This is a genomic window from Bradyrhizobium sp. LLZ17, assembly GCF_041200145.1.
Classification (GTDB): domain Bacteria; phylum Pseudomonadota; class Alphaproteobacteria; order Rhizobiales; family Xanthobacteraceae; genus Bradyrhizobium.
Genome location: NZ_CP165734.1, coordinates 5,605,880 through 5,618,794, shown reverse-complemented (window position 1 = coordinate 5,618,794; position 12,915 = coordinate 5,605,880). Strand labels below are relative to the sequence as shown.

Annotated in this window: 12 protein-coding genes and 1 pseudogene; 3 read left to right on the top strand and 10 right to left on the bottom strand. The window is 63.6% G+C overall.

Features of this window, described 5'->3' with window-relative positions:
* Positions 1-6: 6 nt before the first annotated feature.
* The 5 genes and pseudogenes from AB8Z38_RS26950 to AB8Z38_RS26930 all read right to left on the bottom strand — a co-directional run bounded on the left by AB8Z38_RS26950 (position 7) and on the right by AB8Z38_RS26930 (position 7,337).
* Positions 7-1,797, bottom strand: coding sequence for a peptide ABC transporter substrate-binding protein (locus tag AB8Z38_RS26950; RefSeq protein WP_369720752.1), 1,791 nt, complete (start codon positions 1,795-1,797; stop codon positions 7-9).
* A gap of 261 nt (positions 1,798-2,058) precedes the next feature.
* A complete protein-coding gene (locus AB8Z38_RS26945) occupies positions 2,059-3,477 on the bottom strand; it encodes a M20 family metallopeptidase (protein ID WP_369720751.1) in 1,419 nt (472 codons plus the stop codon).
* Positions 3,478-3,595: 118 nt separating this feature from the next.
* Positions 3,596-4,927, bottom strand: coding sequence for an ABC transporter ATP-binding protein/permease (locus AB8Z38_RS26940; protein ID WP_369720750.1), 1,332 nt, complete (start codon positions 4,925-4,927; stop codon positions 3,596-3,598).
* Positions 4,928-5,043: 116 nt separating this feature from the next.
* Positions 5,044-5,256 (bottom strand): annotated as a pseudogene (locus AB8Z38_RS26935) (ABC transporter ATP-binding protein/permease); the annotation flags it as partial.
* A gap of 218 nt (positions 5,257-5,474) precedes the next feature.
* Positions 5,475-7,337, bottom strand: a complete 1,863-nt coding sequence (locus AB8Z38_RS26930; protein WP_369720749.1) for an ABC transporter ATP-binding protein — start codon at positions 7,335-7,337, stop codon at positions 5,475-5,477.
* Between the two features lie 233 nt (positions 7,338-7,570).
* Between AB8Z38_RS26930 and AB8Z38_RS26925 the strand changes: the two genes are divergently transcribed.
* Both AB8Z38_RS26925 and AB8Z38_RS26920 read left to right on the top strand, forming a co-directional pair.
* Positions 7,571-8,542, top strand: a complete 972-nt coding sequence (locus tag AB8Z38_RS26925) for a S1C family serine protease (RefSeq protein ID WP_369720748.1) — start codon at positions 7,571-7,573, stop codon at positions 8,540-8,542.
* A 21-nt stretch (positions 8,543-8,563) separates the two neighbouring features.
* Positions 8,564-9,646: a phospholipase gene (locus tag AB8Z38_RS26920; protein WP_369720747.1), complete on the top strand. Its 1,083-nt coding sequence runs from the start codon at positions 8,564-8,566 to the stop codon at positions 9,644-9,646.
* Here the strand turns inward: AB8Z38_RS26920 and AB8Z38_RS26915 are convergent.
* Both AB8Z38_RS26915 and AB8Z38_RS26910 read right to left on the bottom strand, forming a co-directional pair.
* Positions 9,641-10,297, bottom strand: a complete 657-nt coding sequence (locus AB8Z38_RS26915; RefSeq protein ID WP_369720746.1) for a nucleotidyl transferase AbiEii/AbiGii toxin family protein — start codon at positions 10,295-10,297, stop codon at positions 9,641-9,643. The genes AB8Z38_RS26920 and AB8Z38_RS26915 overlap by 6 nt on opposite strands.
* Positions 10,281-10,595, bottom strand: a complete 315-nt coding sequence (locus AB8Z38_RS26910) for a hypothetical protein (RefSeq protein ID WP_369720745.1) — start codon at positions 10,593-10,595, stop codon at positions 10,281-10,283. Before AB8Z38_RS26910 ends, AB8Z38_RS26915 begins: the two co-directional genes overlap by 17 nt.
* Before the next feature lie 162 nt (positions 10,596-10,757).
* Between AB8Z38_RS26910 and AB8Z38_RS26905 the strand changes: the two genes are divergently transcribed.
* Entirely contained in the window at positions 10,758-10,964 is a 207-nt protein-coding gene (locus tag AB8Z38_RS26905; protein WP_148751656.1) for a hypothetical protein, read from the top strand.
* An 84-nt stretch (positions 10,965-11,048) separates the two neighbouring features.
* Here the strand turns inward: AB8Z38_RS26905 and AB8Z38_RS26900 are convergent, their stop codons facing one another.
* The 3 genes from AB8Z38_RS26900 to AB8Z38_RS26890 all read right to left on the bottom strand — a co-directional run bounded on the left by AB8Z38_RS26900 (position 11,049) and on the right by AB8Z38_RS26890 (position 12,897).
* Positions 11,049-11,708: a DsbA family protein gene (locus AB8Z38_RS26900; protein ID WP_369720744.1), complete on the bottom strand. Its 660-nt coding sequence runs from the start codon at positions 11,706-11,708 to the stop codon at positions 11,049-11,051.
* A gap of 86 nt (positions 11,709-11,794) precedes the next feature.
* Positions 11,795-12,517 (bottom strand): LrgB family protein, encoded by a 723-nt coding sequence (locus tag AB8Z38_RS26895; protein WP_369720743.1) that lies wholly within the window; start codon positions 12,515-12,517, stop codon positions 11,795-11,797.
* Positions 12,514-12,897 (bottom strand): CidA/LrgA family protein, encoded by a 384-nt coding sequence (locus AB8Z38_RS26890; protein ID WP_369720742.1) that lies wholly within the window; start codon positions 12,895-12,897, stop codon positions 12,514-12,516. The genes AB8Z38_RS26895 and AB8Z38_RS26890 overlap by 4 nt, the downstream gene beginning before the upstream one ends.
* Positions 12,898-12,915 lie beyond the last annotated feature (18 nt).

Here is a 12,915-nt window from a genome sequence, read left to right as displayed (position 1 = left end):
CTGCGATCACGCCTCCCGGTACCAGTCCTGGATGTTGTCCGTCTCGTTCGCCCAGCCACTGATCGCCGGCCGCAGGGAGTTGGACGCGGCTTCCACCTTCAGGCGATGCATCACCGGAATGAACACCGTGTCCTGCCACAACAGGTCGTTGCACTTGATGTAGAGCGCGGCGCGTTTGACCGGATCGGTTTCGGTTTCGGCCGCAGCAATGGCCTCATCATAATCTTTGCTGACATAGCGCGGGAAATTCTGGCCTTGCCACTTGTTCTCCTTGGTGGCCACGTTGGCGGAGATGTAGCGGCGCATGTGCAGAGCCGGGTCCGGCTGGGTCATCGGGATCTGGAATTCCTCGATGTCCGCGTAGAACTTGGGGTAGGTGTCGGGGTTGGCAACGTCGGAAGAGAAGAACACCGAGGCGACAACCGATTTCAGCTCCACCTCGATGCCGGCCTTCTGGCAGGCCTGCTTGACGATCGCCTGGGTCTTCTGGCGCGGACCGTTGGTCGAGGTCTGGTATAGGAGCTTCAGCTTCTTTCCGTCCTTCTCGCGGACGCCGTCCGCGCCGACTTTCCACCCGGCCTCGTCGAGCATCTTCGACGCCTTCTCGACGCTAAACTCCCATGAGGTGTTCTTGGACACGAACTTCTCGGGACCGTTGAGGTAGTTGGCCGTCGCGCGACCGGCGCGACCGTAGATCGCCTTCTTGACGGACTCGCGGTCGACCAGCAGGGACAGCGCCTTGCGAACGTTCGGATCTGAGAGGATCGGATGCTTGGTCTTCATCGAGGACCGCTCGCCATCGACCTCGGTGTTCGGGTCCGTGAAGTTGATAGCGATAAACTCGATGTCGCCGCCCACGGCGTAAACGGTCTTGCCTTTGCCGCCCTTCTCGAGACGCAACAGCACGTCGTCTTCGACCTGCATGTTCCAGGCAAAATCAAACTCACCGGTCTGGATCACCGCCCGTGCCGCCGAGACGGCATCGCCGCCGCCCTTCATATCGATGGTGTCGAAATACGGGCGGTTGGGCATGTGGTAGTCGGGATTGAGCGCGCCGCGAACGAGATCGCCCGGCTTGAACTCGACGAATTTGTAGGGGCCGGTGCCCACGGGGGCGAGATTGGTCGCAGCTTCGCGGGATTTCGATCCCTTGAACTCGGCAAACAGATGCTTGGGAATAACACATCCGTAGGCGCCGACGAACGCATTGGCCCAGAAAGGCGTCGGGCTCTTGAACAGGATACGGATGGTGAGGTCGTCCACCTTCTCGACCGTCATGTCGGCATAGGTGCTGATCGAGACGGCCGCAGTTGCGGGATCGCTGGCATAGGCCCAGGTAAACACGAAATCGTCGGCCGTCAGGGGTTTGCCGTCATGCCATTTGACGCCGGGCTTGATCTTCCAGGTCACAGATTTGGCGTCGGCCGCTAGGCCGCCATTCGCAACCGAGGGAATTTCCGCCGCAAGGATCGGATTGAGATTGCCGTCTGCATCCCAGCTCGCCAGCGGTTCATAGAACAGGCGCGAGCCGTCCTGATCCTTGGTACCGGTGGCGAAATGCGGATTGAGCAAGGTCGGCCCTTGCCACCACAACAGCTTCAGCGGGCCGCCGCCGCCGCGCTTGGTCGGAGGATACGGGACGGGGCTCTGCGCCATCGCAACACCGCCAAGCGCCAGGATCTGGTTCGCCAACGGCGCGGTGAGACCCACGGCGGCAAGGCGTTGGATGAAGGCGCGGCGATCCATCCGCCCGTCCTTCACGTCACCGATCATCGAACGCAGTTCTTTATCCAGCATGGTGGTCCCCGTCTGGTTCCCGGATGGATGCGAGCGGCCGCGAGATGCGGCCGCCGAGTTTGGCTGGCGGTAGATGGCACACTGAATAGGGCAGACGTCAACTGCGACCGTATGTATGCAAACGGTCTTCTGGCTGTCGGTTGGGCAAAACTGCGTTCCGCAGCCCAAGCCTTCGGCATTCCGGCGTCAAAACGCGCCGGATTCCGCATTGCAATGCGGAAAATTTGTTCGCCGGATCAGACGAAGTATCGAGACGAAATTCTACACCAAGGACATGTCGAGCGGCGGCGCGACATGATCCGGCAGCGGGCAGACGTAAGGCGTCCTGGCCGTCCGCTTCGTCAGATCCGCCTTCGCAGCCTTGATCAGCTCCGGCTCCCTCAACGCCTTGATGCCGAGGCCGGCCATGGCCTTGGCTGCCTGCACCATCGCCTTATGAGCATGTGCGCTCTTGCCCTGCGCCACCACCTGCCAGGTGTGGAAAGGCGTGCCGATTGCAACCGTCGGTGCGTGGACCTGGACGGTCGGCACCACCCAGCTCACGTCCCCCACATCCGTCGAGCCGACCAGCGGGTTGCGCTTGGCATCCAGCGGCACCAGGAAGTCGGCGAGCGGTCGATCGGTCGGTTCCATGCCGATGGCGTAGTAGATGGACGAGATGTCCTTGTCGCTCAGCGTGGCCCGGATCTGGCTCGCGAAGCTGTTGTCCGCATCGTCGAAATGCGGCGGTCCGAGTTCTTCCATGACCCGGTGCAGCGCCTGCTCGAGCGGCGTGTTGGGCAGGATGTTGGAGACCGCGGAGATGATCTTCATCTCGACCTTGGTCTCGGTCATCAGCGCCGCGCCCTCTGCGATCTTGCTCACGCGCCCGACCAGCTCGTTCATGCCGGGCAGATCACGGGCGCGAATGGAGTAGCGCACCCGCGCATGGGCCTGCACCACGTTCGGTGCGATGCCGCCGGTATCGAGCAATGCGTAATGCACGCGCGCATCGCTCGGCATGTGCTCGCGCATGTAGTTGACGCCGACATTCATCAATTCCACCGCGTCGAGGGCGGAGCGGCCGAGATGCGGCGATGCCGCCGCGTGCGACGTGCGGCCGGTGAAGATGAAGTCGGCCCGGGTATTGGCGAGCGACGGCGTTACCGCCACTTCCCAGAAGCTGTGCGGATGCCAGGTGATGGCGATATCGGCGTCTTCGAATGCGCCGGAACGCACCATGAAGGCTTTTGCCGCGCCGCCTTCTTCAGCAGGGCAGCCGTAATAGCGCACCCGGCCCGGCACCTTGTTCTCGGCAAGCCAGTCCTTGACCGCGGTCGCGGCAAGCAGCGCGGCCGAGCCGAGCAGATTGTGACCGCAGCCATGGCCATGCCCGCCGGTCTCGACTGGACGGTGCTCGGCGATGCCAGCCTCCTGGCTCAGCCCCGGCAGCGCATCATATTCACCCATGAAGGCGATCACCGGCCCGCCCTCGCCCCACTCACCCATCACGGCGGTCGGAATACCGGCGAGGTTCTCGGTGATGCGGAAACCCTGGTGACGCAATTCGGCGAGATGCTCGGCCGCGGACCGCGCCTCGGTGTAGCACACTTCGGGCATGCCCCAGACCCTGTCGCTCAGGTCGATGAAACGCGCCTTGATGGTGTCGATACCACGCCAGATGTCGCTGCGGTTATCCATTGCTTCGGTCCGTGATTGGGTCAAACGAAGCGGCAATGGTTAGCAGCTTCATTGCGACCCGACCAGCGTCGGCCGGGAGATCAGCCATGCAATCGTGTTCCGGAGACGACGCCGCGATCTACTCCGCGGCCTCGAGACCACGCCGGATCGGCTGGTCGGCCGAAACCACCGCCCCATCGATCCGCCGTGCGATCGTCAGCTTGCGATCGTGATAGGCCTCGAGCTCGGGACGATGACCGACGCTGATGATGGTGGCTTGCGGCAGCTCGCGCGCGATCACCGCCATCATTTCGGCCTGCCCCTGCACATGAAGCGCCGAGGTAGCCTCATCCAACGCAATGATATCGGGACGATGCAACAACAATCGCGCGATCGAAACGCGCTGCTTCTCGCCTTCGGACAAGGTGCGGTCCCAAGCCGCGGCTTGATCGAGCCGGCTCTCGAACTGCCCCAGCCCCGCCAGGGCGAGCGCCCTCGATACGGCTGCGCGGTCAATGCTTGCTTCCGGCAGCGGATAGGTAACGGCGCCGCGCAGCGTACCGAACGGCACGTAAGGCCGCTGCGGTACCACTTGGACACGCTGACCGCGGGCGAGCGTCACGCTGCCCTTGCCCCAAGGCCAGCAGCCGGCAATCGCGCGAACCAGCGAACTCTTGCCGCTGCCGGATTCTCCTGCGATCAGCACGCGATCGCCAGCATCGATCCTGACGGTGGCGCCGCGCACGATCGGCGCGCCATTGTCGAGCGCCACCACGAGGTCGTTCAGCTCGACGGCCGCCCTGCTGCCCTCGCGGCGCTCGATGTGCGCGACTCGGCCGCTCTCCGCGTCTTCAAGCTCGTCGATCGCAAGCATCAGCGCGCCGACGCGTCGCGCCGAAGCGGTCCAGTCGGCAAGCCGGGTGTAGTTCTCCATGAACCAGCTCAGCGCATGCTGGACGATGGTGAAGGCGGACGCGACCTGCATGATGGCGCCCAGCGACATGCTGCCGTCGAAATAACGCGGCGTGCACAACAGCACCGGTACCACGCCGCAAAGCTGGGCACTGCCCTGCTGCACGATCACAGCGCGCATGTGCTGCACCATCAGATCGCGCCAGCGCGCGACCACAGTGCCAAAGCCCTGGTCGAGCCGCCCGGCCTCGGCCGTGGCGCCGCCTAGAAGTGCGATACTCTCGGCATTCTCGCGCACGCGGGTCAGGGCGTAGCGGTATTCGGCCTCGGCCTGGTTCTTCTGTTCGGTGAGCGGAATGAACCGAAACGCCACCGCCAGCATCGAGCCGTTCACGATGCATGCATACAGCACCGCCGCGATGACGAGAAAACCGGGAATGAAGACAGCATGGCCCTGGACCTCGAGCCGGAGCGCGCCGCCGACATTCCAGAGCACCACGATGAACGTCGCGGCCGACAACACCGAGGTGACAAAGCCGGAGACGAAGTCGACCGGCATCTCGGTGGCAACACGCAGATCATCGTTGATGCGATGCTCCGGGTTCTTGTGATCCCCCCTGTCAGTTCAAGCTTGTAGAAGCGGCCGTGGGCGAGCCAGCGTTGCACGAGATGCGCATTCAGCCATGCGCGCCAGGTGCGCTGCATGGTCATCCGCACCCACATCGCGAAGACGCAAAGGGCGAGATAGAGTCCGACCAGGAGAGGAAAGATGAGCGCCTGGTGCAATGCGACCGCGGCATCCTTTGCGCCGAGCGCGTCATAAAAATGCCGGTTCCACAGATTCAGGCTGTAGGTGATGCCGAGGCTGACCAGCACCACGGCCGTCATGCTGACCGTGACGAGCCAGGCAATGCCAGAGCCGCGGCCGACCCAGTATCCCCCCGCACTCCGACAAAACCGTCGCAACCGTGACGGAGCCTTTGCCGTCACCGGCCTTCGCACACTACCGACGTTGACCACGGACCCCCCTTGCCTGAATGGAGCCACGAGCGCTGCAACGTACGATAAGCGTGTAAGTTCCTGGAGGGAAGTGGCGCCCGGCTGGGCTAGTCGCGCGCCGTTACGGCCGAAGGGTCAACATCATTGTCGATAAGCCCGCGGTGCTGCCGGCGGACCAGCGAGGCGTAATAGGCGTTCTGCCGCATCAATTCGCCATGAGTTCCGCTTTCGGCGATGCGGCCCTCCTTCAGCACAATGATGCGGTCGGCGTTGACGACCGTCGACAGCCGGTGAGCAATCACGAAGGTGGTGCGTGCGGCCACGAGTTGCTCGATCGCGGTCTGCACCGCCTCTTCGGATTCTGCGTCGAGCGCCGAGGTTGCCTCATCCAGGATCAGGATCGGAGGATTCTTCAGGAGTGCACGCGCGATCGTGATCCGCTGGCGTTCCCCCACCGAGAGCAGACCGCCGCGCTCGCCGACGCGCGTCTCGTAACCTTCCGGCAGGCGCATGATGAAATCATGCGCGTGAGCAGTCTTTGCCGCGGCTTCGATCTCGGTATCGGTCGCGTCGGGCCGGCCATAGGCAATGTTGGCCTTGAGGCTGTCGTTGAACAGCAGCGGGTCCTGCAGCACGACGCCGATCTGCCGGCGCAGCGAGCTTTGCTTGACCTGGCGCAAGTCTTGGCCATCGATCGTGATCCTGCCCTCCAGAGGATCGTAGAAGCGCATCAACAGGGCCATCAGCGTCGTCTTGCCGGAGCCGCTGGGCCCGACGATGGCGATCGTCTCTCCGGGCGAGGCATGCAGCGTCAGGCCGTCGAGCAGCGGCCGCTGCGGCTGCTCATACCGGAAATGCACGTTGTCGAAGCTGACTTCGCCCTTGACCTCGGCAAGGTCGATGGCGCCCGGGCTATCGCCGAGATGCTCATGGACGTTGAGAATGCCGAATATCTCGTCGAGCGAGACCGAGGCCTTGCGCAAACTCGAATAGACGCCGCTCAAGCCCTGCACAGGGCCGAACAATCCGCCGATATAGCCGAGGAACGCCACCACGGTGCCGACCGTGATCTCGCCCTGCACCACGAAATAGGCGCCGAGCCCCAAACCGCCGAGCCGCGCGAGTGCCACCACGAGATTGCTTGCCGAAGCATAGCCGGCGTCGACTGCAACGCCCTGAATCACAACCTTGTTGGCGGCGGCGACGTCACGCAGGAAGCGCGACTTCTCCACGTCTTCCATGGCAAAACTGCGTACGATGATGATGCCCGAAAGGACTTCGTTGAATCGGGAATAGATCTTGGCCCAGCGATCCAGCAAGGTTCGCTCGCGCTGGACTTGCTCGGCCCCGGCAAAGGCGGCGATGAAGGCCGGCAGCGGCGCGAAGACGAGCACGACCAGCGCGAGGCGCCATTCCAGCCGCAGCATGATAACGATGGCAATCACGAGAAAGATCAGCGCGGGCAGGACACTGAACAGGATCAGCGTGACGGCCGAAGTAAAGCCCTGAATGCTGCGGTCGAGTCGGGTCATGATCGCGCCGATGCCTTCACTGCGCTGGATCCGGAGTGGCATGCGGTGCAGCTTGCCGATGGTTGCCTCCAGCAGCGCATATTGCAAACCGATCCGCGTGCGCCACGTCAGCCAATTGGCAATGCCATCCATGGCTTCTCGGCCGACGGCGAAGGCAAGCAGGAGCAGGATACCCGTGAGGATCACGCCCGGCATTTGCAGATCAGTGAGCTGGTCGAACACCCATTTGAGCACCAGCGGCTCAAAGGCATTGATGCAGGCGACCGTGAGTACCAGCGCGATGATCAGCATGATCGCATGCCGCTGCGGCAGGGCAAACCGCACGGCCGCATGCAGGCGCCGAAGCTGCCCCAGCGTTCCGGGCACATTCAGTTCTGGATTTGGCTTCGTCATGCTCGCGAGCGGCATGGCCGGCACGTAGAATGATTTTCGATGCAAGGGAAGATGGAACTCACCGCTATCGACGAAAGCCTCCAGCTGGTCGTCCGCGCGTCCCGGATGATGACGCGACGCCTGCCCGTGACCGGCTTGTAGCGGGTGCTGCCGCTCAGAAACTCCGCTGCATGCGGCCACACTGCCATTGATCAAGTCTTTAAAATTGGCCTTTCGCGGCATAGATTGGTGCTGTTTCGCGGCCGCGCCCGAACCAGCGTTATTGTCCAGGAGAACTCATGCCCGCCCTGACCGAATGGAGAGTGCCGCCGGCCAATCAGCCGCGTGCGGGCGACTACGGCTTCGATCTCGACCGTGCGCTCGCCTCCGTGGTCGGCCTGCACGCCATCATCCCGCCGGACGCCTTCAGTGCCGAGACGCTGGGCACCGAACGCGCCGGCAACGGCGTCGTGATCGATGACGGCTTGGTGCTCACCATCGGCTATCTCATCACCGAGGCGGAATCAGTATGGCTGCATCTCGGCGAGGGGCGCGTAGTTGAGGGGCATGTGCTGGGCTTCGATTCCGTCACCGGCTTCGGCCTGGTGCAGGCGCTCGGCCGCCTCGACATCGAGCCGTTGCCGCTCGGCTCGTCGGCGGAGATCCAAATCGGCGATCGCGTCGTGCTCGGCGGGGCCGGCGGGCGGACGCGATCGGTCGCCAGCCAGATCGTAGCCAAGCAGGAGTTCGCCGGCACCTGGGAATATCTGCTCGACGAGGCCTTGTTCACCCACCCAGCCCATCCGAATTGGGGCGGCACCGGATTGATCAACGCGCGCGGCGAGCTGATCGGCATCGGGTCGCTCCAGCTCGAACGTGAGCGCGGCGGCAAGGCCGAGCACGTCAACATGATCGTACCGATCGACCTGTTGAAGCCGATCCTCGAGGATCTGCGCAGGTTCGGCCGCGTCAACAAGCCGGCGCGACCTTGGCTCGGACTGTATTCGACCGAGATCGACAATCGCGTGGTGGTGATCGGGACCTCCGCGAACGGCCCCGCCGCCCGGGCCGAGCTCAAGACCGACGACGTCATCCTGGCGGTGGACGGCGAGAAAGTCACGAGCCAGACGGCTTTTTACAAGAAGATGTGGGGGCTCGGCCCCGCCGGCGTCGACGTGCCGCTCACCGTGTATCATGAGGGCGTCACCTTCAATGTCACTGTGACGTCGACCGACCGCTTCAAGCTGTTGAAGGCGCCGAAGCTGCACTGACTCCAAGCAGAGGAAGCGGCAATGACCGAGGCCGTGGTCGATGACATCGTGGCCGTGCTGCCGCCATTGCTCAATGCGCTGGAAGCGCTCGGCTTCTTCGCCCGGCACCTGCATCCTCCGGCGTTCGCTTCCGTGATCAACGCGATCGGCGCGCCGGACGAGGCGCTGCAAGCGGCACGCGGGGCGATCGGGGACTGGCCGGAGCAGTTTGCCGTGTTGCGCAACCGGCTCGATGGCGCCTGCAACGAAACACTCGCCGCCTTTGCCGGCATCCGCGCGGTCGAGCGTGGCAATGGCGACTTGGTCGCGGTCTTCCGTGCGCTGCGCCAGGTGCCCCGCGCGCAGGAAGCGCTGTATCCGCTGTCGACCCAGTTTCCGCCGGTGAGCAACTTCTTTCTCAACGCCGCCAATCGCGGCAATGAAGGCTTGCTGGCGCGGCTGGAGACGGGTGCAAGCGAACACACGGGTATCTTCCACGATCACAACGAGCCCGGCAGCCGCGGCGGCTTCTCGGTTTACGTGCCCGAATATTACAGGCCCGATCGCGGCTGGCCTTTGGTGATGGCGCTGCATGGCGGCAGTGGCAACGGCCGCGGCTTTCTGTGGAGCTGGCTACGCGACGCTCGCAGTTCAGGCGCAATCCTGGTGGCACCAACTGCGACCGGCCAGACCTGGGCACTGATGGGCGACGACAGCGACACGCCCAATCTCATGCGGATCCTGGAAACGGTGTGCAGCAGCTGGACCATCGATACTTCGCGCATGCTGCTGACCGGCATGAGCGACGGCGGCACCTTCAGCTATGTCAGCGGCCTCGACGGCGCGTCGCCATTCACGCATCTTGCGCCGGTGTCGGCGACCTTTCATCCGCTGATGGCGGAAATGGCCGACGCCAGGCGCCTGCAGGGCCTGCCGACCTTCATCACCCACGGCAAGCTCGACTGGATGTTTCCGGTCCAGACCGCGCGCCAGACCCAGGCAACGCTCTCGGCCGCCGGCGCCGAGGTCACCTATCGCGAAATCGACGATCTCAGCCACACCTATCCGCGCGAAATCAACGCGGAGCTGCTGCAATGGCTGAATGGTGGCTTGGCGGCATCATAACAGGCCCTGCTTGAGAGCCACATCAGGCAACGCGCTCACGCGATCTCGGGCCTGCCGCAGGATCTGACGATCGATCGCGCTGAGACTGCGAAGATCGCCATCCTCGAAGAAGCCGAGCGCACGCAGCACCTGCGCAGGCTCCCCACCGAACATTCCTTTAAACGCCGCCAGCCCCCGTGGCAACGAGCCACCGGCGGAGATCATCTCGGCGATATCGCGATAGTCCTTGGCCTCGGCACGGTCGAGCGTTGCCTTGAGCTTGGTTGCCAGCAAATCTTCGAGCGACGCTACGAACATCGTTCCATCGGCAGTCTGCATCGGGTCATCGACACGACCAAACCCAATGCGTCCAAAGAAAGAAACCTTCACCGGGCCTGACGGCATCCTGGCCGAAACGACCAACGTATTCGGTGCATCTTGAAGGATCGCAGCGCCTTTGACGAAGCCGAATTGCGCTCGGACTTCGTCCTTATCCAGCGGAGCGGAGCAAAAGAAGTCGAAATCGAGCGACTCTCGATGTCCAAGTCGAAGCGCGACGGCTGTTCCGCCGTACAGGACAAATTGCAGGTCGGCCGAGGGAGCGAGGCACGGCCAGATTTCGCGCTGAGCGGCAGGCAGGATCGAGAGTTTTGGCTCAAGGCGTCGCTGCATCGAAAGCCCTTCGCGGCGCCGTTTCAGGGATTGCGACACCGATAGCGAATGACAGACGCCCCCGCCAAAACTCCCAGGAGCGATCGCTGAACCAGCCTGGCTCGGCCTGAAGCATGACTTGCGCCAGGCGCACCGCCCCTATCGTTGCTTCCAGTTGGAGGGTGTCGTCATAGGTTGCGAGATTCATGATCTGGGCAATGACGCGATCCTCGGTGAAAGGCTGCCGATCGTTGGGCTGCCACCACAGATATTTCCGGCCGAGTTCGTCGATCAGGCGTTTGGAGGCGTTGACTGTCATCGGTCTGAATATAGCGAATCTGTCCCGCCTAATCCATGATCACAGGACCGATCCGGTCTAAATTTGCCTCGCGCGACTAGGTTACAGCTATCCCTTGCGCCCACGACCAACGGAACTGTCGTCCGCGGCCGACGTTATCCGCCCGTCACCGGGAGGTTCGTCATGCAGACTTTTTTCGGAATGATTTTGGGCGCGCTGCTGCTCGGCTGCGGCGTCTACGTCTATGACTCCATGCAGACGTCCTCGGTTGCCAATGGCGAGGTTGCCACCGCCAATCGCACCATCGTGAACTGGGATGTGGCGAAGGCCGATTGGGACGCATTGCGCGATCGCGCCCACAAGGACTGGGTCCGGATTTCGTCGAAGTAATCTGCCCGGCAATGCAATGAACAAAGCGCCGTCGCGATCCGCGGTGGCGTCTTTGTGTTGGCTGCGCTCAATGCTTCTCGTGCGTCAGTTCATCTTGGCCTTGCGGGCGTCGGCGATGACTTGCTCGAATTCGGCCATGCTGAGCACGCCGGGCACGCGATACTTGCCAACGATGAAGGACGGGGTGCCGCGGAAGCCGAAGGCTTCGGCCTGCTCGTTGTTGCGCTTGAGGACGGCATCGATGTCCTTGGCGCGCGCGTTGAGATCATTCTTGAGGCGGTCCATGTCGACGCCCGCGGCCGCAAGCAGCTCGTTAATGCGCGGCTCGGTCAAGCGCGAGCTCACGGCCATCATGGCATCATGGGCCTGATGGTACTTGTCCTGGAATTTTGCCGCGAGCGCGATCCGCGCCGCCGTGACCGACACCGGACCGAGGATCGGCCAGTCCTTTATCACCAGCCGCACCTTGCCGTCGTCCTGGATGACCTGGCGCAGCTCGGGCTCGAGCTTGCGGCAATACGGGCAGTTGTAGTCGGACCATTCGACGATACTGATATTGCCGGCGGGGTTGCCCGCGACGGGAACGTCGGGATCGCGCAGCACCCTGGTTTCGGTCAGGACGTTGTCATCCTCGGTGGCCGCGCGCGCGAAGGACATCCCACCGGCCCCCAGTGCGCCGGCCCCAATCAGGGTCAGCGCCGCGCGCCGCGTCGGGCCAAAACCTCTATTCCTGAATCCAGTCATATCTTGTCCCGTTTCGGTCCCATCGCCACCAATACGGCTCAGGACCGGGAATTGTTACGATCATATAGAGTGTCGCGGCCGCGATGTCATCGCACCAGCAGCGTCACCGCAATCGGCACCAGGAACGAGGTGACCAAGGCGTTCAGGCTCATGGCGATGCCGGAGAATACGCCGGCGATCTCGTCGACCTGGAAGGCGCGGGCCGTGCCGATGCCGTGGGCGGCAAGGCCGGCGGAAAAGCCGCGGGCGCGGAAATCGGTGATGCCGGTGCAGTTCATCAGCGGCGTCACGATGATTGCTCCCATGATGCCGGTGAGGATGACCGAGACCGCAGTCAGCGAGGGATCGGCGTGCAGGGATTCGCTGATGCCCATGGCGACCCCGGCCGTGACCGATTTCGGCGCAAGCGACAGCACCACCTCGCGCGGCAGCCCGGCGAGTTCAGCCAGCAGCACGACCGACACCACCGCCGTGGCGGAGCCCGCGACCAGCGCCACCAGCATCGGCACGATGGAGGAGACGACGCGCCTGCGGTTCTCATAGAGCGGCACGGCAAGCGCCACGGTGGCGGGCCCGAGCAGGAAGTGCACGAACTGCGCGCCGGCGAAATAGGTGGTGTAGGACGTCCCGGTCGCGAGCAGGAACGCGCCGATGATCCACATTGCATGCAGCACCGGATTGGCGAGCGGATGCCGCTGCGTCGCCAGCGACACCGCGTCCGTGGTCGCATAGACCAGGAGCGTCACCGTCAGCCAGAGCAGCGGCGATTGCGAAAGATAGACCCAGAGCGAGAACGGATTGTCCGTCATCGCGCGTCCTGCTGCCGCAGCAGGCGACTGACCAGGCGAAACGTCAGCACCGTCGCAAGCAGCGTGACGACCACCGAGAGCGCGAGCACCAGGATGATCGCGATGCCGTGGGATGCGAGCAGATCGAGCTTCTGCACCACGCCGACCCCGGCGGGCACGAACAGGAGCGACAGGTGGGCCAGCAGGCCCTTGCTAGCGGTCTCCACCGCATCGTTTCGCAGCGGTCCGCGCGCGAGCAGCGAAAACCGGTCGCGGGCGAGCAGCAAGATCAGGAGCAAGAGCAGGCCGAGGACAGGTCCCGGCAGCGGCAGGCCGAGACCGCGGGCGACGGCCTCGCCAATCAATTGGCAGAGCAGGACGAGACTGAGACTCGCAAGCATGACGCATCAAGGGATGCA

What these genes read in the sequence shown, in the direction of transcription:
- AB8Z38_RS26890 (WP_369720742.1), bottom strand. Translation starts at nt 12,897, where the DNA reads ATGCTTGCGAGTCTCAGTCTCGTCCTGCTCTGCCAATTGATTGGCGAG.
- AB8Z38_RS26945 (WP_369720751.1), bottom strand. Translation starts at nt 3,477, where the DNA reads ATGGATAACCGCAGCGACATCTGGCGTGGTATCGACACCATCAAGGCG.
- AB8Z38_RS26925 (WP_369720748.1), top strand. Translation starts at nt 7,571, where the DNA reads ATGCCCGCCCTGACCGAATGGAGAGTGCCGCCGGCCAATCAGCCGCGT.
- AB8Z38_RS26920 (WP_369720747.1), top strand. Translation starts at nt 8,564, where the DNA reads ATGACCGAGGCCGTGGTCGATGACATCGTGGCCGTGCTGCCGCCATTG.
- AB8Z38_RS26895 (WP_369720743.1), bottom strand. Translation starts at nt 12,517, where the DNA reads ATGACGGACAATCCGTTCTCGCTCTGGGTCTATCTTTCGCAATCGCCG.
- AB8Z38_RS26940 (WP_369720750.1), bottom strand. Translation starts at nt 4,927, where the DNA reads ATGCCGGTCGACTTCGTCTCCGGCTTTGTCACCTCGGTGTTGTCGGCC.
- AB8Z38_RS26910 (WP_369720745.1), bottom strand. Translation starts at nt 10,595, where the DNA reads ATGACAGTCAACGCCTCCAAACGCCTGATCGACGAACTCGGCCGGAAA.
- AB8Z38_RS26900 (WP_369720744.1), bottom strand. Translation starts at nt 11,708, where the DNA reads ATGACTGGATTCAGGAATAGAGGTTTTGGCCCGACGCGGCGCGCGGCG.
- AB8Z38_RS26950 (WP_369720752.1), bottom strand. Translation starts at nt 1,797, where the DNA reads ATGCTGGATAAAGAACTGCGTTCGATGATCGGTGACGTGAAGGACGGG.
- AB8Z38_RS26905 (WP_148751656.1), top strand. Translation starts at nt 10,758, where the DNA reads ATGCAGACTTTTTTCGGAATGATTTTGGGCGCGCTGCTGCTCGGCTGC.
- AB8Z38_RS26915 (WP_369720746.1), bottom strand. Translation starts at nt 10,297, where the DNA reads ATGCAGCGACGCCTTGAGCCAAAACTCTCGATCCTGCCTGCCGCTCAG.